Below are 22,160 nucleotides of genomic sequence, written 5' to 3'. Positions count from 1 at the left end.
TTAATGTATTTGGATATTGTTATTCTGTGTATAGGTCTAAACTTGACAGCACTTTCTTAGGTGATACAAACTCAGATTCTATCTTTTGATTATCTTTTACCATACGTATACCGTCAAGAATAATTCTATCCTTTTCAGTTAGGCCTTTGGTTACAACAAATAAGTTGGACATTTCAGCACCAATGAAGATTTCACGTTGTTTTACGACATTGTCTTGATCAACAACAAACACGAATTTTTTATCTAAGATCTCGAAAGTTGCCTTTTGCGGAATAATCAATGCGTCTTTTAAAGGAATCGTCATAAGAATACTGCCAGTTTCACCGTGTCTTAGTATTTTATCAGGATTAGGAAAAGTTGCCCTGAACGCGATGTTACCTGTTGCATTGTTGAATTCACCTTCTATAGTTTCAACAATACCCACTTGATTAAATGGCTTATTGTTGGCCATTAACAGACCAACTTCCTTTTTGGTGTCTTTGTCAGTACTAATAATATAATCTAAGTACTCAGCTTCTGGTACATTGAAATAAACCCACATTTGTGAGTTGTCTGATAAGGTGGTCAATAATTCACCCTCATCTAAAAGGCTCCCTTCTCGTACATGCAAGTGGTCCATAATACCATCAAATGGAGCACGAATATTTGTAAATCCTAAATGGGTCTGTGCTAAGGTAACCTCTGCATTCGCTTTGTCAAAACTTGCTTTGGCCATAGCCAACTCATTTTTTGATACAACATTGCCATCTAATAATAACTGAGTATTTTGTAGCTCAATTTCTGCAACTTTTGCTTCTGCTCTTGCTTTTTGTAAATCCGCCTCATAAATGTTGGGCATAATGTTGAACATCTGCTGGCCCTTTTTAACGTATTGGCCTTCATCAACATGAATTTGTTTTAAATAGCCCCGTTCAAGAGCCCTTACTTCAATATGCCGAATAGAGTGTATTTGGCTTACATAATCTTTTGTAATTGATGTATCCTTTTTGATAGGACTTGTAACTAGAAATTTGGCGTGTTCTTCCTTTTTCTCTTTTTTTGATTCGCAGCTTGTATATAAAAACAAGGCACACACTGAGGCGAACAGGAGAGTTCTCTTGGTCATAATTTTTAAATTAAAATAGATTGGTACTATAAGTTTATAGAAATGCGAAAACGCATAAATTTTAGGACTTTAGAATTTCAGATCTAACAAGTCCAAATGAAGTGGTACTTTGGACAATAAAAAATTGCCCGAAAAAATTATAATCTAAATACTTGAAATAAAACGAAGCGCCTATTTATATAAGAAAAATGAGTAAATAGCCTTTGAAATCTATTGTTATTCGTGAAGAAACTAAATAGAAATAATAGAGATAAAAGATAGAATGTTGTTGAGGTGTAATAAAACTCTCCTCCTTTTTTGATAAAAGAATGTTCATTTTCTTCTTCTTCCTCAATTTCAGTAGCATCTATTTCTAAAACCTTATCGGCATTATCAAAGGAGCCTTTAATTGTGGCATTCTGATTTCGAACACTATTTAACAGGTTTGAATGTGTTGATATAGCGAACTGTTGTTCAATAGTATATAATGAATTTTCCCCTGAATTGATGTTAGCAAATAGAGGGCTGTATACACTAGATAAAAGTATACAAATAGAAAGAAGAAACTTTAAAAAACTCTTTTTCATTTAAGGGTACAAAATTATTCTAGTGAAATGGTTTGTACAAGTAAATGCAGTTAATTTTTGTTAACATTTATAATTTTTAGATAAAAGTGGTCAATTGAGGGTTGAATACTCAGAAATCGAACTTTAATTGCACCAATATTGATTTATCATCAATATTTTTAATAGCCTTATTATCAGTATTTAAGTTAGAAAGCGAAATACCCAATAGGCGAACTGAGTTTTGCAACTCTTCTTGATACAATAATTCTTTTGAAGTTTCTAATATTAGCGTTTTATCAGCAATAAAATAAGGTATAGTTTTGCTTCTAGTGTTTAGGGTGAAATCACTATATTTTATTTTAAGCGTAATAGTTTTACCAGCAATAGCAGCTTTTTTAAGTCTGCGTTCTAGCTCTTCAGCTATATGTTCTAAACGCTCTAACATGAAAATCTCACTACTTAAGTTTTCATTGAATGTTCGTTCTGCACCTACAGATTTCGGAATACGATGAGGTTTAACCTCACTTGTATGAATTCCTCTAACCACATTATAATAGTAGCTGCCAGTCTTCCCGAATTTTTCTGTTAAGAATTCAATAGGTTTACTCTTAAGGTCATTACCCGTAAAAATACCTAATTGATACATTTTTTCGGCAGTAACCTTACCCACACCATAAAATTTTCGAATATCAAGAGCTTCTAAAAATGAAGCTACTTCTTCAGGGTTTACTGTTTTTTGTCCATTGGGCTTATTAATATCACTAGCTACTTTAGCAATGAATTTATTGATAGATATTCCTGCGGATGCATTTAACCCTGTTTCTTCCAGAATGCGTTGCCGAATTTCAGTTGCTAATAGGGTAGCCGAAGGATTTCCTTTTTTATTTATTGTAACATCTAGGTAAGCTTCATCAAGAGATAAAGGTTCGACTAAATCAGTATACTCGAAAAAGATAGACCTAATTTTTTTAGATATCTCTTTATAACGCTCAAATCTTGGTTTTACAAAAGTAATATGGGGACAGTTTTTTTTAGCAATATAACCACTCATGGCACTTCGCACTCCGAATTTACGAGCTTCGTAGTTTGCAGCAGAAACAACACCTCTCTTTTCGCTGCCTCCAACAGCCAATGGCTTCCCTTTTAAATCAGGATTGTCCAATTCTTCAACCGATGCATAAAATGCATCCATGTCGACGTGGATAATTTTCCGTAAAGGCATTTCATTGGGCATAAGCAAATTTAAGACTTATCTTAGTTTAAGGATAGTAGATGCATCTAATCATATGATAGAAATTGAGCGTAAATTTTTGGTAAAATCAGATTCTTATAAATCTTTGGCAAGGTCTAAAACACGAATAGTTCAAGGGTTTTTAAATACCGACGCCAACAGAACGGTTAGAATAAGAATAAAAGGTGATGTAGGATTCATCACCGTAAAAGGAAAATCTAATGAAGCGGGTACGTCTAGATTTGAATGGGAAAAAGAGATTTCTGTAGAAGACGCCGATAATTTGCTTGAGTTATGTGATAAAGGAATTCTTGAGAAATGCAGATATGAAATTGTCTTAGGAAATCATGTGTATGAGGTTGATGAATTTTATGGTGATAATGAAGGATTAACTGTAGCTGAAATAGAATTGAATTCTGAAAATGAAAGGTTTCAAAAACCTGATTGGTTAGGCGAGGAAGTTACAGGCGAGGTTAAATATTACAACTCTCAATTAAGTATAAAGCCTTTTAAGGCATGGTAGACAATTAATTTGTCGTGTTTTCACAGTATACTTAATCTTAATTTATTGCACTTTGGTTAGTCATTTACTAAAAAAGGGTAAGGCTTAAGCTTTTTACTTCTTTTTAGTCTTACCCTTTATAAATTCAAGCTTTTCCCTGCAGGTATCGTTTACAAATCTCTATTGCCATCCACCTCCAAGAGAACGATATAGTTCTACGGTAGCAGACAATTGTGTGAATTTGTTGTTAATCAAGTTAAGTTCTGCATTTAAGGAATTTTCTCTAGCGGTTAAAAGGTCTAAATACGTTAGGTATCCATTGTTCAATAATTCTTCAGAATTACTTTCAGCTCTTTTTAAGGCTGCCACCTGTTTGGATACAAAAACTTCCTTTTCAACAGAATTGTTGTAATCATATAAAGCTTCAGACACTTCTTTTCCAGCGGTTAAAAGCGCTTTTTTAAAACTTAATAAAGATTGCTCTTGTTGTACTTTAGCTACTTCATAGGTTGTTCTTATCTTTCTGCCATTTAAAATGGGTTGTGTAAGTCCGCCTACGAGATTAGCGAAAATAGAGCTCGAATCTAACCAATTTTCAAGCTCCAAACTTTGAAGTCCGCCTTGTGCCGAAAGTTTAATAGATGGGTAAAAGTTACTTCTTGCAACATTGGTCATTTCAAAACTATTGACTAAGCTATACTCCGCTTGCATGATATCTGGTCTGTTCCGAAGTAAAAGTGCTGGTACACCAAGTTTCATTTCATTTGCCAATGACTGCTCATTTAGCGTGCTACGTGAATATGACTGCGGTTGCTCACCTAATAAAATACTAAAGGTGTTCTCTGTTTGATACAATGAGTTTTTAAGGTCTAATAATTGACCTTGCGCACTATAAAGTTGTGCGGCAGTTTGGTCTACACCAACCTGGTTCGCTTGCCCAGCTTCTTTAAGAGCTATAATAGTCTCTACACTTTTAGAACGATTTTCTATAGTTTCCTCAGTTACCGTAATCTGTTGGTCTAAGGCCAATATTTGATAGTACGTTATGGCAATTTGTGCCACAAGACTAGTTTTTACAGCTTTGTGAGCCGCTACAGTTTTAAGGTAGCTTGCATCACTAGCACGTTTAGTACTTCTAATTTTACCCCAAATATCAGCTTCCCAAGAAACAGTTCCTGAAGTTTCATATTGATTAAAAGGCTGTGTGAAAAAATTTCCAAATTGTCCATTTTCACTAGTTCTCGCCGTTCTTGTTGCGGTAGCCGCACCATTTATGGTAGGTATATATCCTGCTTTACCCTGTTTAACATATGCCTCGGCAGCTGCAATACTTTGTAGGGCGATGCGAATATCTAGGTTATTGTCAAGTCCCTTTTGTATATACGTTTTTAAATGGGAATCAGTAAAAAGGTCTTTATAGGAAACTGATGCAAAAGACACACTGTCTTGTGGTAAATTATCGGTTCTATACAGATTTTCAATTTCTAATTCTGGTCGCTCATATGTCTTTGCTGTAAAACAAGAAGACAGCAAAAGCGGAATTAGGGCTACCAATATAAGTTTATTAGTTACTAATTTGTTCATGATTTCTCTAATTCTTTGATTCTTCAATAGATTCTTGTGGAGCACCGGTAATGCGCTCTTGTAGGGTTTGGAAAATGACATATAATGCTGGTATTACAAATACCCCGAATATGGTACCTATTAGCATGCCACCAACGGCACTCATACCAATAGACCTATTGCCTATCGCACCAATACCTGTTGATAATGCCAATGGCATTAAACCAAAAATAAAGGCAAATGAAGTCATCAAAATAGGTCTAAGACGGGCTTTTGCTCCATCTAAAGCCGATTCTAATATAGACATACCATGCTTTCTACGTTGAAGCGCAAACTCCACAATAAGAATAGCATTTTTAGAAAGTAGACCAATTAACATTATTAAAGCAATCTGAAAGTATATGTTGTTTTCAAGTCCTGCTAAATTTATAAATGCTATAGCACCCGCAATACCTACGGGTAATGAAAGAAGTATGGCAAAAGGTAATATATACGACTCGTACTGAGCACTTAATAAGAAATAAACAAATACCAAACTCAGTATAAATATGATGATAGTTTGGCTACCTGCACTGTTTTCTTCTTTAGTAAGCCCCGAATATTCGTAAGTATAATTAGAAGGTAAAACCTGAGCGGTAACTTCTTCAATAGCTTTAATAGCATCACCGGTAGAGTAACCAGGGTTCATGGCACCGTTAATTTTGACTGAACTTAAAAGGTTGAATCTACTAACGATTTCAGGTCCATAAATCTTCTTTAATGAAACAAACTGAGATACAGCAACCGATTCACCATTTCCGTTAGTCACAAAAATATGATTAAGCGATTGTTCATTTGCCCTGTCTTCAGGTTTTGACTGAATCATAACACGGTATTGCTTACCAAATTTATTAAAGTCAGTAGTATACAGTCCTCCATAATACCCTTGCATTGCGCTGAAAACATCTGTAACCGCTAAACCCGCAGTTTTAGTTTTCTCCACATCTACCTGCACTTCATATTGAGGAAAGTTTGGGTTGAATTGAGTTATAGCATATTGTACTTCAGGCCTGGCGTTTAATGCGGCCAAAAACTCATTCGTAGTTTGGCCAACGGTCTGCCAATCATCAGCGTCTTTACTCTGTAGGTTCATCTCAAAACCAGTAGAGTTACCAAACCCTTGAACACTAGGTGGTGTAAAGAAGAACGCTTTCGCATCTTTTAGACCAGCAGTTTTACTAAAAAGACTACCAACCACTGCATCTACAGATTGTGATGGATCTGTTCTTTCACTCCAGTTTTTAAGCCTTAATACAGAGAAGGCATAAGAACCACCATTTACCCTATTTAATAAGCTAAAACCTGTAATATTCATTCTAGCTTCTATGATATCCATTGAGGCATATATAGAATCAAGTTTCTTTACCGTTAATTGTGTTTGTTCTAAGGTTGTACCTGGAGGTAAACTAATATCGGCAAAAACAAGACCCCTATCTTCATTAGGAATAAAACCAGCAGGTGTTGTCTTAAATAATAATACGGTTATTGCTGTAAATATTACTAGTGATACTATGGTAATCCATTTTCTATTGGCGATGAATTTTACTGACCCAACATATTTGTCGGTAATAGCATTGAAACCGGTGTTGAAAGCAGAAAAGAATTGTTTTGTAATGCCTTTTTTTTGTTCTTCGGATGGATTATGTGGCTTTAAGAAAAGAGCTGCCAAAGCAGGACTCAATGTCAAGGCGTTTACTGCTGAAATAAGAATAGCAATCGCTAGAGTGACACCAAATTGTTGGTAGAAAACTCCGGAAGAACCACTAATAAAAGAAACTGGAATAAATACGGCAGACATAACCAAGGTAATCGATATAATGGCTCCAGAAATCTCAGACATTGCCGATTTGGTGGCAGTTTTTGCGTTCGTAGCTCCTTCTTCCATCTTGGCATGAACCGCTTCGACCACTACAATGGCATCATCTACCACAATACCAATAGCCAGTATCATGGCGAAAAGCGTTAACATGTTAATGGAGTAACCAAATAACGAGAGAAAGAAGAACGTGCCTATAATCGCTACGGGTACTGCAATGGCCGGTATTAAAGTGGACCTAAAATCTTGAAGAAATAAGAATACTACAATGAATACCAATAAGAATGCTTCTATAAGGGTTTGAACTACATGCCCGATAGAAGCATCCAAAAAATCTTTAGTGTTAAAGGGAATCACATAATCCATTCCTTTTGGAAAATCTTGCTTACTATCTTTTAAGATGGTCAGAATGGAATTAATAATATCATTTGCATTTGAACCAGATGTTTGAAATATACCAAGAACGGTACCGGGTTTACCCATACCTTCGTTTTTAGTGCCATAATTGAAGGCACCCAATTCAACTTCCGCAACATCCTTAACACGCAAGAACTGTCCGTTTTCTTGAGCTCTAATAATGATATCTTCATATTCGGCTACTTCTGAAAGACGGCCTTTATATTTCAACACGTATTCATAGACACCATCGGCGTTCTCACCGATTTTACCAGTAGCCGCCTCAAGATTTTGTTCTCTAAGTGCATTTTGAATATCAGATGGCATAAGGTTGTAAGCTGCCATTTTATCTGGGTTCAACCATATTCTCATAGAGTAATCCTTGGCACCAAAAACCGTAACGTTACCAACCCCTTTTATACGTTGTAATTTGGGTACTAAGTTGATTCTTGCATAGTTTTCAACAAATGTGGCATCGTAATTTTCATTGTCAGAAAACAATGAAAAGAACATAAGTGCACTAGTTTGTGATTTTTGGGTGATTACACCAGTTTGTACTACAGCTTGTGGCAAAACACTATTGGCACGAGCTACTCTGTTCTGTACGTTTACCGCCGCAATATCTGGATCTGTACCTAGTTCAAAAAATACATTTATGGAAGCAGCACCATCGTTACTCGCGTTAGACGTCATGTATAACATGCCTTCTACACCATTAATTTGTTCCTCAAGTGGTGTAATAACACTATTAAGTACTGTCTCTGCGTTTGCCCCAGTGTATGAAGCTGTAACCTGTATAGTTGGAGGTGCGATTTCAGGATATTGTTCAATAGGTAGTGTCGTTAAACCTAAAACACCTAGAATAACTATGATAATCGATATCACCGTAGAAAGTACTGGACGATCTATAAATTTTTGAAACATTGTTCTCTATTTATCTATTAGATTGAATTTCGGATTATTCGTTAACCGGACTAATGGTCATTCCGTCTTTAATTTTAGTTACACCTTCAAGAACAATAGTGGTTCCATCATTAATTCCTTTTTCAACGATAAAACCTTTTTGGGTATTCGCAACTATGTTTATAGGCATGGTAGTCACTGTATTGTCATCTTTTAGAACATAAACTAATTTCTTTCCTTGAAGATCTACTGTGGCAGCTTGAGGAATTTCATATGCACCTGTATATATTGTAGGAATTTTAATTTTTCCAGTACTACCACTACTTAATAAATTGCTTTTATTGTCAAAATCAGCTCTTGCGGTAACACTGCCCGTGGTACTGTTAATGATATTATTTATCATTGCAATCTTACCAGGCTCGGCATATTCTTCACCATTAATCATAATTAATGTAACTTTTGGGGCCTTTTCAATATCCATAAGGTTTTTAGCATTCTTAGGCATAGACTCTTTTAGCTTTAAAAGCTCTTTTTCGTTTAAAGAAAAGTAGGCACGTACCTCGCTAATATCAGAAACAGTAGTTAATGGCTTGCCCATAGCAGAACTCACCAAAGCACCGATTTTAAAAGGGATTTCACCGATATACCCATCTACGGGGCTTGTAATACGGGCGTAGCCAATATTTGATGCAACGCTTTGGTAACTTGCCTTAGCTTGCTCAAGTTTTGCCTTTGCAGTCTCAAGTTGTACTTCGCTGATAATACCTTTATCAACTAGCGGCTTAAGTTTGCTCACTTCAACTTCTGCAACATTTACTGATGCTTTTGCAGCATTAGCATCTTGATTTAAAGTTTGAGTTTCCAATTTAAATAGTAGTTGACCTTTTTTAATTTTTTGACCTTCTTCTACATAAACCTCCTGTACGAAACCAGATACTTTTGGCCATATTTCTACATTTTGTTTACCTTCTAGTGTAGTGGAAAATTCAGTATAGACGGTAAGATCTTGTTTTTTTAATTCACCAACCTTTAAACTTGGTGGAGAAGACACAGCGGCTCCTTGCGCTGGTTTTTCTGATGTTCCAAAGCAGGAACTCAAAAGAAGGGTAGCACTTATGATTCCTATAATTGATAACTTTTTCATTTTAGAGGGATATTAATTAGATTAATTATTGATATGGCCTTGTTAATTCGGAATGTTCGGTAAAAAACGAACTTAAATATTAAAAAAATTATTCTTCTTGTTTTTTTAATTCAGCAATGGTTGTTTTAAGCGTTGCGGTCATATCTTTTATACACTTGGTATATATCGTTTTTTTACTTTTATTTTCTTTATGTTTTTCTGGTCGATATTGCTCATTATACTCCGTAATTTTGTGTAGTATATCACTTTCCCTTTCGAGTTGTTTTAATGATCGATCTAGTTTCTTAATAAAGAAGGTATTTTTTTCGGCAATTTTAAAATAACGTTTACGATCCCCTGATTTTGTAAAATAGTTTACGAAATCCATTTGTAATAAAAGGTTGAGCGAAGTCGAAATTGAACTTTTGCTAGCGCCTCTTTTAAGTAGACAATCTTCAAAAGTTAGTCCGTCTTCATCCGTAAGAACCAAATTTGCAAATATTCTAGCAGCCAATGGCGGTATATCGTACTCACTTTCAAAATGAACGCCGAGCTCTTCTATTAACTTATTTTTTATCTCTTCTTTACTCATAATTTTAATGATGAAGAGGCAAAGATACTGTTAGTTCGGAAACAAAAAAACCAAAAGAACTTAATTTTTTTAGAAGCGTTAAAATTTTGTGAGGATACTATTGAGTTATAGATTACCTACTAAAAATAAATAATTAGCCTATTTTTTAAGTATTTAACGTTCTTCGTTTGTGTTTAACTGGGTTTTGCTAATGGAGGATTTTGGGAAAAACCAAGAATCTAAAAAAAATGTATTTAATGGGTAGTTTATTTCGCGTAGATTCCGTCCTTATCCAAAATAGGAATGGTAACAAGATTACTTTCTTTCACACTATTCTGTTCGAAAAGAAATCGTTTTTCAAATAATTTATTTTCCGCATAATACGTGACGTAGAACTCATTGTTTAATGTAAGAACATCTTCTTGAACTACCTCTATCTTCTTATACGATTTAGCTGCTACTTCACCAATAGAATGTCTCATAATAGAGGTTTTTCGGTCACCTTCATATCCTTTTGAAACAACCATTGTCAATTCTATAGGTGTGACTCGGCTGTTAATGATATAGGCATTCCAGTCCTTATCCAAAAATTCTTCGTTCCATTCACGAATAATGGCAACATAAACATCTTTGGCAATAGATATTTCAATATCTTTTTTCACAAGTTGCTATTAAAGAGCGCTTCTAAATTGCTCTAGAAAACGCAAATCATTTTCACTTAACAATCGTATGTCTGAAATTTGATGTAACAATAGGGCTATACGGTCAATACCCATACCAAAGGCAAAACCGGAATATACTTCTGGGTCGATACCACAGTTTTTAAGCACATTAGGGTCTACCATACCGCACCCCATAATTTCTAACCAACCAGTACCTTTAGTCATTTTATAATCGGTCTCAGTTTCTAAGCCCCAATAAACATCAACTTCGGCACTAGGTTCGGTAAAAGGAAAATAAGAAGGTCTAAGCCTAATCTTTGATTTTCCGAAAAGTTCTGTCGTGAAATATTGAAGTGTCTGTTTTAAATCGGCAAAAGAAACATCCTTATCAATATATAAGCCTTCAACCTGGTGAAAGAAACAATGCGATCTTGCTGAAATTGCTTCATTTCTATAAACTCTACCTGGGGATATAGTTCGTATAGGTGGCTTATTATTTTCCATATAACGAACTTGAACCGAAGAGGTATGGGTGCGCAAAAGGATATCTGGGTCAGTTTGAACAAAGAAAGTATCTTGCATATCACGTGCCGGATGATATTCTGGCAAATTCAATGCGGTAAAATTATGCCAATCATCTTCAATTTCCGGACCCTCTGATACATTAAAACCAATTCTTGAAAATATATCAATTATCTGGTTTTTTACAATAGAAATAGGATGGCGTGAACCAAGCTCTATAGGGTTTCCTGGTCGAGATAAATCACCTAACACTTTTTCATCAGAGTTGCTCTTCTCTAGTGTTTCTTTTAAAGCCTCTACTTTTTCGGTTGCAGCCTGCTTTAATTCGTTTATCGTTTGACCGAATTCTTTTTTCTGTTCATTTGGAACATTCTTGAACTCAGCAAAAAAGTCATTTAAGATTCCTTTCTTACCTAAATATTTAATTCTAAACGATTCTACATCTGCTAAATTATCAGTTGTAAAAGCATTCACTTCAGAAATCTGTTCCTTTATCTTATCAATCATGTTATGCTACTAAAAAAAGCAAATTTATAACATTTACCACAGTAAGTCCTGTTTTTTACGGGTTTTGATTAGGGGTATGGGTTGTAATATTTGATGGCGTTTAAGCATTTTGTAAACAAAATAGGCTATATAGATTAATCTAAATGATATATCTCCATGATGTCATGTAATATTCCCTCAAAGTCTATTTTTAGATCAACCAGTTTACCGTTATGAACGTCAAACACCCAGCCATGAACTTTTAGTTCACGGTCTCTATAGGCTTTTTGTACTACCGCAGTCTTTATCAAGTTTACACATTGTTCTTGAACGTTCAATTCTACCAACCGATCATATTTTATTTCCTCATCCTTAATTGCGTTTAACTCGTCTTTATGAAGTCGGTAGACATCACGTATACATCGTAACCAAGGGTTTAGAAGACCAAGGTCTGCAGATTGCATAGCGGCTTTTACGCCACCACAGGCATAATGACCACAAACCACAATATGATTCACTTTTAAATGTTGCACTGCATATTCTACAACCGACATAGAATTTAGGTCTATATTGATGACCATATTCGCAATGTTTCTATGTACAAAAACCTCGCCAGGTTTAAGACCCATAAGTTCTTCTGCGGTTACTCGGCTATCAGAACATCCTATATATAATAGCTCTGGTTTTTGACCTTTACCCAGTTCTTCAAAATAATTCGATTCCGAAGAAAGTTTTTCCTGTATCCAAACTTTATTATTTTCAAAGACCTTGGCTAAATTCATAACGTTATATGGAATATATTATGGGCAGAAAGATAGTTTATATAAGTAATAAATATGGAAAATCCATTTATGAGCTTAATACAATTTTTTGAATCTAATTTAATAGAAAGTTACTTCACCATTTGAGATATCATACATGGCGCCAACAATCAATATTTCACCATATTTTTCCATCTCTGCTAAGATTCGGCTTCGCTCCCTTATATTTTCTATGGTGATTTCAACATTTTTTGTAGAGACCGCATCTACGAATTCTAGGTTTTGAGAGTTTCTTAAACTTTCATCCTTAGGTTCTTTAACAGCTGCCACTGCAGGCTCAATTTTATTGATCAATGCAGTTAGGTTTCCTAAACGAACATGGTCACAAGCTCCTTTTATGGCGCCACAGCTGGTATGTCCTAATACTACTACTAATTTAGTTCCAGCAAGTTTGCAACCAAATTCCATGCTTCCTAAAATATCTTCATTTACAAAATTACCCGCAATTCGTACACTGAATATATCACCAAGACCTTGATCAAAAACCAGCTCTGCAGACACCCTTGAATCGATACAGCTTAAAATTGTTGCAAATGGGAATTGCCCATCACTTGTATCATTGACCTGCTCTAAAAGATTCCGGTTTGCTTTTAAATTATTTTGAAACCTTTGGTTTCCTTCTTTTAAAAATTGCAATGCCTTTTCTGGGGTCATTGTAGCTTGTGTTTCTCTAGTATGTGCTTTCATAATTTTTTTACTTTTATTGTTTTTTATGCTTGGATAAGATTCATAATCTTATCCTTTAACTAATCGGCATCAATTTTCAACTTAAGCTTTTTTCTGACTTTGGTCTTTTTTCAAAAAAATCAATATAACTAGAGGGGTTTTCTACTATACCCCGTTTTGAGATTAGTTTTATATCAATATTTCTTTCCTTGGCTTTAAACGAAAAGTCCTCTAAAATTTCGATGATATCATAATCTAAATAGCGCGTATTTAATAGGTTCAATTCTAAGTAGGTATCTCTTGGTAAACTGTCCAATTCTTTTAGTATGGCCCCTTTATTAAAGAATGTCACCTCTTCTGCAAGGGTCATTTTAATTCTGTGCATTCCATCACTTTTGTCCTCAATATGAAGAAAGTGTGAGTTTTGGTAACTTTTAATTATTATAACCAAAATACCTACGGCTAAACCTAATAAAATACCCATAAGCATATCGGTAAAAACTAAGCCAAGAACGGTTACAATAAATGGTAGAAATTGTTTCCAACCTAATTGATACATTTTTTTGAAAAGGGAAGGTTTTGCCAGTTTGAACCCAACTACAAATAGTATGGCGGCCAATACAGAGAGTGGTATCATATTTAGTAGTGTCGGTATTAGGATCACTGAAATCAGTAATAAAAAACCGTGAATAATAGCCGATAATTTAGTTTTACCACCAGATTGTATATTCGCAGAGCTACGAACTATAACCTGGGTGATCGGTAAACCACCTATTAAACCTGAAATAATATTACCAGTACCTTGGGCCAATAATTCCCTATTGGTGGGAGTTACATTTTTTTCAGGATCTAATTTATCGGTAGCTTCAACACAAAGTAGTGTTTCAAGACTAGCCACTAATGCCATGGTAAAGGCGGTAACCCAAACTTGAGGGTTGGTGATGGCGCTGAAATTAGGAAAACTGAACTGTGCAAGAAACGAAGAAATTCCTTCAGGTATAGGTACGCTAACCATATGGTCTTTAGATATGGAGAGCACTTCATGATCTTTGGTCATGATATAATAAATAATACCAACAACTACAGCAACGACGGGACCTTGAATCAATTGAAATATTTTACCTTTTTTAGAAAGTACATTACTCCATAGAATTAAGATTCCTAAACCAATTGCTGCAATTAATGTAGCTCCCGGACTAATATTATTTAAGGTATCTAAGATTTCGGTAAATGTGTTTTGTCCGTCTACTTGAAAAAATGCCCAATCTCCTTCCGGATCGGAATCATATCCAAAAAAGTGAGGAATTTGTTTTAAAATGATGATGATACCAATACCTGTCAACATTCCTTTAATGACGGAAGATGGAAAATAATACCCAATAATTCCTGCTTTTACAATTCCAAAAATAATTTGAATAATACCCGCCAAAACGACTGCCACCAAGAAGTTTTCATAACCACCAAGCGATCCAATAGCAACGAGAACAATTGCAGCTAAACCTGCTGCGGGTCCACTTACACCGATTTTGGAACCACTTAAGGCGCCTACGACGATACCACCTACAATACCAGCAATTACTCCTGAAAATAATGGGGCACCACTAGCAAGCGCGATTCCCAAACACAAGGGTAGGGCTACAAAGAATACGACGATACTCGCGGGAAAATCGCTTTTTAAATGCTTGAACATATAACTTATAAATAATGTCTTATATGTATATATAAGACAGATTAGTCAATTTAAAAATAAATAAATTACTAAGCTAAATGTTCGGGAGGGGGGGAAAGGATTTCGAATGAAAGATTGAAACTTCTTAAAATAAGAAAGTTATTCACCGATAATTTTTTAGTTAATGGGATTAATGTAAAGTCAAGAAAATTTTCTTTCACAAATTTTTCTTCGCCCATTGATTTTTTGCCTGACTCTTGTTGTTCCTCCTCATTGAGGTTAGTCACGACAATAGGGTTGTCAATATCGCATAACGTAATGATGCTTGGTGCAGTAACTGCAAAAAGCCATAGTAGTAGAATAGTGATGCGTGCAAGAAATATCATATTTTAAAATCGATGACTAAGATAATATTCTAACTTTTAAATACTGTTAACAAATTTTTAAAAATCTTTTAACAATTTCAACTCGTTTTTTTGAATCCATCCTGTTTTACCGTCTGCAAGTTGTATCCTATTCCAATCGTCTAATTGATCTATGACGTTCACTTTAGTACCGGCATGTATCACAAAAACCTGTTGACTGCTAACATTTGGCTCAGATTTTATGGAGCTTTCTTCTGCAAAAATTATTGCAGGTTGTAAATCTTTAAAATCCCTTCGCTGTATATATGCAAATACTATTGCAATGATACATATGAATAAGGCAAGTATGCTACCTATGAATGACCACCGTTTAAGAGTAGAGGCGTTCGCATAGTAAAAAAGAATATACAAAAGAACAAATAAGAACATGAAGGCTATAGCAAAATAACCCCATTGGTCGAATGTAAATTTACCTGTTATACTTTTATATAGTTTAGATAATCCAGTCTCGGGCATTGTGCCTATGGCATCTAAAGTCATGTTTTGAGCATAGCTTAGATTGGTTTTTACTTCTTCATCATTCGGTGATAATAATAATGCTTTCTCGTAATAATAAATGCTCTCAGCTATTTTGTTAAGCTTATAATATGTGTTACCCAAGTTATAATAGACAGCAGTTGAGTGTTCACCATTATCTAGTATATCGGTGTAGAAACCTATAGCTTTTTCATATTCACCAGAATTATATGCAGCTGTAGCCTCGTCGAACAATTTATTGTTCTGCGCAGTGCACAATAGAACTGTAAAAAGGCTAAAAAATATAGCTAGATTTTTGAACATGCTTATAATTGTTTATCCATTAGGGAAATTACCTCGCTTGCCGTTGCATAATCGGCCTGCATTTGCACATCAGAAAAAGGACTATATCTTGCCGCTTCACAATTTTCTAATAATGCAATAAAGCCTTGTATAGTACTTTTTTCTATTTCTTTTTTATGTAATAATTCGACAATTTTATCTTTACTGAAATCAGAAGTCTCAATCTTTAATTTTGCTTTCAAATAATTATGCAGAGCTCTTTCTAAGGCAACATAAAAAGAGTCTTTGTTACCTAGTTGCTTCTTAGCTGCAGAAAGGTATTTTCTAGCTAATTTATTCGCTCTTCTTATTTTATTACCAGCCACATCGCCAACAATGGCATCTCTTTTCTTTCTAAATACAATGGCGAGAGGAATTAACAAAAGAGGGCATAATAACCAAAGATAGAATGACGTGGAGCCGAAAAAATAAGAAATTGATCTGCTGGTTAAGTTTGGGGTCAGTTTTATGAAATTAAACTGATTTTTACTTGCAACAACAGATTGTTTTGAACTATTTGTGGAAGCATCAGAATTACTATCTGAACTCAGCGGACCCTCTAATACGTTAATGACAATTTCATCTGAAGTTAATGTCGTATATTTTTCAGTTGTTGGATTGAAAAAGCTAAAACTTAACGGTGCAATTGGATATTTTCCCCTAAATGAAGGTACGATAGTGTATTGATTACTAACCTTACCTTGCATACCAGCTAATGTTGTTCTAACCCCTTCGGTAAATTCTGGCTCATAGACTTCTAAGGAACTTGGTAATTCAAGTTCAGGAAGCTTAAAAAGCTTAAGGTTTCCTTTTCCGTTTACTTCAACGGTTGCTTGTAAAGATTCGGTAGCGTTTAAACTTTTCTTACTGGTTGTAACGGCAAAATCAAAATCTCCTACCGCTCCATTAAAATCAGAAGGTTGGTCGGCCAATGGTAATGGCTTTACATTAATAGTTCTATTACCCGCAGATACTGTTTTATTAGTTTGGGCATACATTCTTTGTCCGAAAAAATCGCGTCTTCCCGTTGGCACATCTACGGTCACATCAAGAGAAAGAGGTTCAATATCCAATTTCCCAGATTTTTGAGGATAGAGTACCACACGTTTTAAAATAACATAACGATAAGGTTTGCCTTTATAGGTTCCATTTTGGGCACTTAAGGCTGAAACCTTTATATCCTGACTCCAAAAATTATTATAGGTAGGATTATCTAAAGGTTGATAATTTGATACGCTAATATTCGGACTCACATATAATTTATAGATGACCGTAATTGCTTCGTTCAAAAACGGATCAGTCTTAGAAATTTCTGCAACTAAATGTAGGTTTTCATCAGCTACATCATCCGCGGTCATTTGATCGCTAGGTTTATCTACTGCTGCAGTCACCTCTACTTCGCTTGCAAGCGATTTGTAGGTTTCGCCTCCAATAACTATTGTGGCCTGTTTAATCGTAAATTTTCCTTTGGCAGTAGGTGAAAGTGTGTATGAGTAAGATTTAGAATAACTTCTTACTCCATTAATCCATGAAGAGCTAATTGATTGTGATGGTCCCATAATCACTTTAAATCCTTCAAAATCTGGCGGATTAAAATTATCGCCGTCACGGTTCATTACAAAGTCTACCCTAAGTCTTTCATTTAAACCAAGCTTAGGTTTGCTTAGTTTCATTTCAAAAGTTACGGCATCGTTACCTTGAGCCATCATCAAAAATGATGATAGAAATACCGTTAGTACTAACGTAAGTTTAATTATAGCCTTATAGTCTACCAATCTTTTTCGTTTTTAATCTTAGCACCTTTTACTTTTTTAGCATCAATTTTGTCTTGAACCTTTTTCTCTGCATTTTGCATAGCTCTTAACAAGTTTTCAACCTGTTGTTTCGAAAGTTGATTGGGTCTAGGTTGCTGTTGTTCCTGTTGATTGTCGCCTTGTTCAGGCTTTTTCTTTTGATCTCCCTTATTATCCCCTTCACCTTCTTTGTTCTCGTCTTTTTTCTCTTCATTCTGATCACCTTCATCACCCTTGTCACCTTCGTCTCCCTTATCCTTCTTATCCTCGTCGCCCTCGTCTTTTTTATCCTGGTCTTTATTTTCGTCTTGGTTCTCTTTATCCTTATCGTCTTGATTTTGTTTTTTCTCCTCTTCGTCTTTTTTCAAAAGTTCTTTTGCCAAGGCAAGGTTGTATCTTGTTTCTTCATCTGTAGGGTCATTTCTTAAAGCTTCTTTGTACGCTTCTACTGCTTTGGCGTAATCTTTGCGCTTCATAAATACATTTCCCATATTATGATAAGCCTTGTGCTTCTCATCCTTAGATGTTGATGCTTCGCCAGCCTCTTTAAATCTGCCAAAAGCTTCATTATACGTTTCATTGGCATAATAGGCATTTCCTAAATTATAAGGGGCTACGCTATTATCAGGGCTCTTTGCTATTGCCTTTCTATAATCAACTTCAGCAGTGATAAAATTATCTTCGGACAATGCTTTATTGCCATCCCAGGTTAGGTTGGTCGAGGATCTTAATGCCTTTTCTTTTTCTTTCTCGTCAGCTTCTTGTGCAAAAGAAGACAAGCACACAAAAAATAATAAAAATACGATGCCTATTTTATTCATGTCTTTTCTCATTGAACAAATTAAGTTTCTTTAACCACTTGGTCTTACGATCCAAGATGAAAATATCTAAAAAGAGTAGCAACAATGCTACTCCAATAAACCATTGAAACTGGTCCTTATATTCTGCGAACTGCTTGGCCTCAAATTCCTTTTTATCCATTTGTAACAATTCATTCTTAATAAATTCTACGGCGGCTTCTGTATTTGAGCCATCAATATACCCACCATTGCCTTCGCTTGCAATATCAATAAGAACCTCTTTATTTAGTTTTGTAATCACGGTTTCACCTTGATTATCTTTTTTTAGACTTTCTAATATTCCGTTTCTTTTAATAGGTATAGGGGCGCCTTTTTCTTTACCCACTCCAATAGTATAAATAGTGATGCCTTCATCAACGGCATCTTCTACCGCATCTAAAGTAGAACCTTCAGAATGGTCTTCACCATCAGAAATTATGAATAATACACGATTGGTTTGTTCGGCATCATCATAATAGGTCGTTGCAAGTTCAATCGCTTGGTCGATAGCGGTACCTTGTGAAGTTAGCATATCGGTATTCATGCCCTGCAAGAACATCTTTGCAGCACTATAATCTGTAGTTATGGGTAATTGAGGATAAGCCTGACCTGCGTATGCTATTATGCCAATACGATCGCTGGCCAATTGATTTATAATCTCTGACACTAATCTTTTTGCCTTTTCAATTCTATTTGGAGCAATATCTTCAGCAAGCATACTCTTAGAAACATCTACTGCAAAAACAATATCTACACCTTCTCTTTTTATGGTTTCTAATTTTGTACCAATCTTAGGGTTCACCAGACCAACAATTAATAAAGCCAATCCAAGAATTAATACAATAAGCTTTAAGACCCCTTTGTTAGATGAACGATTAGGAGTCAACCTTTTTAATAGTTCGGTGTTTGCGAATTTCTTTCTTGTTCTCTTTTTCCACACTAAAACAAATAGAAACAGTATCACCATCACTGGAATGATAATGAGCAAGTAGAAATATATTTTTTCGTCTAACTGTACCATATTATACAAAACTTCTAAAAAGCGTGTTTCTTAAAATCCATTCTAATAATAGTAGCGCACCCGCCAATAAAACCCATGGTCTAAACTTCTCTTCGTATCGGTAATATTTGAATTCTTCAATCTCCGTTTTTTCCAATTTATTGATTTCGTCATAGATTTCTTCTAACGACTCATTATCTGTAGCTCTAAAATATCTACCACCTGTAGCTTGTGCTATATCTTTTAGTAATTCTTCATCTATTTCAACTTGGCGCATACCATACCTAAAAGAACCATCTGCATTATATGCAATAGGGGAAAGGGCATTACCATTTGTTCCCAAACCAATAGTATAGGTCTTTATACCAAATTCGATAGCCAGGTCTGATGCCGTTTGTGGTTCTATAAAACCTGAATTATTAACACCATCGGTCAATAAAATGATGATTTTACTTTTTGCTGTACTTTCTTTTAAACGGTTGACCGAAGTGGCTAATCCCATGCCGATGGCAGTACCGTCTTCTAATTGGCCGTAAGTGATTTCAGAAAGGGCATTGAGTACAATTGATTTGTCGGTGGTTACAGGTGTTTTAGTATAACCTTCTCCTGCATAAACGACCAGACCGATGCGGTCATTTGGTCTTTTCTTGATAAAATCTGCCGCAACATCTTTAAGTGCAGATAGCCTATTTGGCTTAAGGTCTCTGGCTAGCATACTAGAGGACACGTCAATGGCCATAACGATATCGATTCCTTTAGTTGTTTTGGTTCTAGTGGAAATGTCTTCTGTTTGTGGTCTTGCCAAGGCAACAATAATGGCACCAAGGGCCAATAATCTTAATATAAAAAGACCAGGTTTTAATTTTGGCAATATGCTTTTGTAGCTAAAACCTTTTGCGCTAGAAATACGAAGCGATGCAGTTTCTTCTTTTTGTTTAAATATATACCACACAATAGCTAATGGCAGTACTAAAAACAGCCAAAAGAAATCAGGATTAGCAAATGATATATTCTCGAACATTTATGATTCTGTTTTAACTTCTACCGATGCCAAAATTCGGTCAACTATTTCTTGGGCATATGTATCATCTTCTAACCAAGTAAGAATAACATATTGTTGAAAGCCTTTACCGCCAAAAAGTAATACGGTGTACTTACCATTAATCAATTCTTTAGAATTAGGTACTAAAAACTTACCGCTTCCATAGACCTTCACTCCTTTTATTCCACTAATTGTAGAGAACTCTTCTTGTTTGGTGATGATGTTTTTTGCCCCCTGACCTTCAAAATTAGACAGTATCTGTTCAATCGTTTTTTCGAAATCAGGTTCAGCGTCTTGTTGATTAAGTGTTATGGAAGTAGTGCCCACTGTAAATAGACCAATAGCACTCGTATATCCAAATGATTGTATGTCAGCAATTGCTGCTTTTGCTTCTGGTGGCAGCTTAATTTCTTGTCGAACTAAAACCTGTGGCGTCTCTAATTGAACTGGAGGGAAACCATAACTGCTTCGCACCCATTCACCTTCTAATAATTCTTTGGTTGGATGTCCAAAAACAGAATCTTTTAAATAACCAAATCCATACTTTATACCAGCTATAGTGGTACCTATAAGAATAATGGCTATAACAGAAATAATGGCCACCTTTATCTTTTTCTTTTTCGCCTTGCGTTCAAGTTCCTCTTGGTATTCAGCTTGTTCTAATAATTCTTCTTCGGTTGGTTCTGGCAGGGCGTCATGGGTTTTAACCACAATTTGTTCTACCATCTTTCTGTCTTGCTCAGCTACTAGGGTCGATGGCTTATTTTTAGCAAATTTCACTAAATCTGCCGTCTGTAATATTTGTTGAAATTGTTTAATGGTATCATCGTCCAATTTTAACTCGCCTGCATCTTTTAAGAGTTCTAATTTTTCAATTAGTTGCCCGGTGGTACTTTCTAAAGCGGTAACATGCGCATCTTCCTCTAAATAAGAACGAACAATAGAGGTTAGCTCAGAGTAGTATTGTTTATACTCGTCTTGAATTAAATATTTAGAATTTTCTAAACGTTTTAGTTCTAATAATGCTCTGTCGTATGGAGGTAAAAGTGCTACCTTCTCTTCTTCTGTTAATGGTTTCCTGCGTAATACAAACCAATAGAAAAGTGCTCCTAAAACCAGCAGAACCAAAATACCGATAAGAACATATTTCCAAAATTCGATATTGCTTTTCTCAACATTAATCAGCGGTTTAATGTCGTACATTTTTTGATTCAAAGTATCTACAGGAATGGTAGCTACAGTAATCAACATAGAATCGGTCATGAAACCCATTCCGTTTATATCAATTCGTTGAGAGGGTAATTTATATGCCCCAGAATCGAATTGAGTTAGCGCGTATATTTTTTGTAATGTTAAGCGATCTTTTTTTCTAGTAGTATCCGTTGCAAATGCCTGAACCGTTTCTAAAGGTGAAAAAGTTTGCCCTTCAGGAAAAATAACCATAGATGTGGAGTCAATATCAACTGTCACTGTCCAATGCACCTGTTCACCTATTTTAATGTAGGTGGTGTCTATTTTAGTGCTTATCGTAGGTCTGTCTTGAGCAAAATTTTGAATGACAAATAGAAGAAATACGAAGATAGGCATGCTTCGATGTAAGTTCGAAATGCCTTTTTTAATTATACTAGTATTATTAACCATTA

General features: G+C 35.3%; 20 protein-coding genes. 1 reads left to right on the top strand and 19 read right to left on the bottom strand.

Features of this window, described 5'->3' with window-relative positions:
• Window positions 1–19: 19 nt before the first annotated feature.
• The 3 genes from BMY56_RS06150 to dinB all read right to left on the bottom strand — a co-directional run bounded on the left by BMY56_RS06150 (window position 20) and on the right by dinB (window position 2,884).
• Window positions 20–1,105 carry an efflux RND transporter periplasmic adaptor subunit gene (locus tag BMY56_RS06150; protein ID WP_091621379.1) on the bottom strand — a complete coding sequence of 362 codons (1,086 nt, stop codon included), beginning with the start codon at window positions 1,103–1,105 and terminating at the stop codon, window positions 20–22.
• A gap of 137 nt (window positions 1,106–1,242) precedes the next feature.
• The gene (locus BMY56_RS06145) at window positions 1,243–1,671 is read right to left on the bottom strand and encodes a hypothetical protein (RefSeq protein WP_091621377.1); all 429 of its coding nucleotides are present in this window, start codon (window positions 1,669–1,671) and stop codon (window positions 1,243–1,245) included.
• A gap of 109 nt (window positions 1,672–1,780) precedes the next feature.
• Window positions 1,781–2,884, bottom strand: coding sequence for a DNA polymerase IV (gene dinB, locus BMY56_RS06140; protein ID WP_091621374.1), 1,104 nt, complete (start codon window positions 2,882–2,884; stop codon window positions 1,781–1,783).
• 52 nt (window positions 2,885–2,936) lie between these two features.
• Between dinB and BMY56_RS06135 the strand changes: the two genes are divergently transcribed.
• Window positions 2,937–3,404, top strand: coding sequence for a CYTH domain-containing protein (locus BMY56_RS06135; RefSeq protein WP_091621372.1), 468 nt, complete (start codon window positions 2,937–2,939; stop codon window positions 3,402–3,404).
• A 159-nt stretch (window positions 3,405–3,563) separates the two neighbouring features.
• Here the strand turns inward: BMY56_RS06135 and BMY56_RS06130 are convergent, their stop codons facing one another.
• The 16 genes from BMY56_RS06130 to BMY56_RS06055 all read right to left on the bottom strand — a co-directional run bounded on the left by BMY56_RS06130 (window position 3,564) and on the right by BMY56_RS06055 (window position 22,158).
• Entirely contained in the window at window positions 3,564–4,967 is a 1,404-nt protein-coding gene (locus BMY56_RS06130) for a TolC family protein (RefSeq protein WP_091621369.1), read from the bottom strand.
• A gap of 7 nt (window positions 4,968–4,974) precedes the next feature.
• Entirely contained in the window at window positions 4,975–8,121 is a 3,147-nt protein-coding gene (locus BMY56_RS06125; RefSeq protein WP_091621366.1) for an efflux RND transporter permease subunit, read from the bottom strand.
• Window positions 8,122–8,155: 34 nt separating this feature from the next.
• Window positions 8,156–9,244: an efflux RND transporter periplasmic adaptor subunit gene (locus BMY56_RS06120; RefSeq protein WP_091621363.1), complete on the bottom strand. Its 1,089-nt coding sequence runs from the start codon at window positions 9,242–9,244 to the stop codon at window positions 8,156–8,158.
• An 88-nt stretch (window positions 9,245–9,332) separates the two neighbouring features.
• Window positions 9,333–9,815: a GbsR/MarR family transcriptional regulator gene (locus BMY56_RS06115; RefSeq protein WP_091621360.1), complete on the bottom strand. Its 483-nt coding sequence runs from the start codon at window positions 9,813–9,815 to the stop codon at window positions 9,333–9,335.
• A 245-nt stretch (window positions 9,816–10,060) separates the two neighbouring features.
• Entirely contained in the window at window positions 10,061–10,456 is a 396-nt protein-coding gene (locus tag BMY56_RS06110; protein WP_091621358.1) for a hypothetical protein, read from the bottom strand.
• Between the two features lie 9 nt (window positions 10,457–10,465).
• Window positions 10,466–11,485 carry a phenylalanine--tRNA ligase subunit alpha gene (gene pheS, locus BMY56_RS06105; RefSeq protein WP_091621355.1) on the bottom strand — a complete coding sequence of 340 codons (1,020 nt, stop codon included), beginning with the start codon at window positions 11,483–11,485 and terminating at the stop codon, window positions 10,466–10,468.
• Between the two features lie 134 nt (window positions 11,486–11,619).
• Window positions 11,620–12,246 (bottom strand): carbonic anhydrase, encoded by a 627-nt coding sequence (locus tag BMY56_RS06100; protein WP_091621353.1) that lies wholly within the window; start codon window positions 12,244–12,246, stop codon window positions 11,620–11,622.
• Window positions 12,247–12,345: 99 nt separating this feature from the next.
• The gene (locus BMY56_RS06095) at window positions 12,346–12,972 is read right to left on the bottom strand and encodes a carbonic anhydrase family protein (RefSeq protein WP_091621350.1); all 627 of its coding nucleotides are present in this window, start codon (window positions 12,970–12,972) and stop codon (window positions 12,346–12,348) included.
• A gap of 76 nt (window positions 12,973–13,048) precedes the next feature.
• Window positions 13,049–14,641: a SulP family inorganic anion transporter gene (locus BMY56_RS06090; protein WP_091621348.1), complete on the bottom strand. Its 1,593-nt coding sequence runs from the start codon at window positions 14,639–14,641 to the stop codon at window positions 13,049–13,051.
• Window positions 14,642–14,709: 68 nt separating this feature from the next.
• Window positions 14,710–15,006 (bottom strand): hypothetical protein, encoded by a 297-nt coding sequence (locus BMY56_RS06085; protein ID WP_091621345.1) that lies wholly within the window; start codon window positions 15,004–15,006, stop codon window positions 14,710–14,712.
• A gap of 57 nt (window positions 15,007–15,063) precedes the next feature.
• On the bottom strand, window positions 15,064–15,825 hold the full coding sequence (locus BMY56_RS06080) for a tetratricopeptide repeat protein (protein ID WP_091621342.1): 762 nt from the start codon (window positions 15,823–15,825) through the stop codon (window positions 15,064–15,066).
• 2 nt (window positions 15,826–15,827) lie between these two features.
• Entirely contained in the window at window positions 15,828–17,552 is a 1,725-nt protein-coding gene (locus tag BMY56_RS06075; RefSeq protein WP_091621340.1) for a BatD family protein, read from the bottom strand.
• A gap of 59 nt (window positions 17,553–17,611) precedes the next feature.
• A complete protein-coding gene (locus tag BMY56_RS06070; protein ID WP_245737151.1) occupies window positions 17,612–18,469 on the bottom strand; it encodes a tetratricopeptide repeat protein in 858 nt (285 codons plus the stop codon).
• Window positions 18,450–19,496: a vWA domain-containing protein gene (locus tag BMY56_RS06065; protein ID WP_091621338.1), complete on the bottom strand. Its 1,047-nt coding sequence runs from the start codon at window positions 19,494–19,496 to the stop codon at window positions 18,450–18,452. Before BMY56_RS06065 ends, BMY56_RS06070 begins: the two co-directional genes overlap by 20 nt.
• Window position 19,497: 1 nt before the next feature.
• A complete protein-coding gene (locus tag BMY56_RS06060; RefSeq protein WP_091621336.1) occupies window positions 19,498–20,496 on the bottom strand; it encodes a vWA domain-containing protein in 999 nt (332 codons plus the stop codon).
• Window positions 20,497–22,158, bottom strand: a complete 1,662-nt coding sequence (locus tag BMY56_RS06055) for a hypothetical protein (protein ID WP_394332494.1) — start codon at window positions 22,156–22,158, stop codon at window positions 20,497–20,499.
• Between the last annotated feature and the right edge of the window lie 2 nt (window positions 22,159–22,160).

Origin of the sequence: Maribacter orientalis (assembly GCF_900109345.1) — a bacterium.
GTDB lineage: Bacteria > Bacteroidota > Bacteroidia > Flavobacteriales > Flavobacteriaceae > Maribacter > Maribacter orientalis.
The sequence above is the reverse complement of the archived record's forward strand: the minus strand, read 5'-3'. Positions and strand labels throughout refer to the sequence as shown.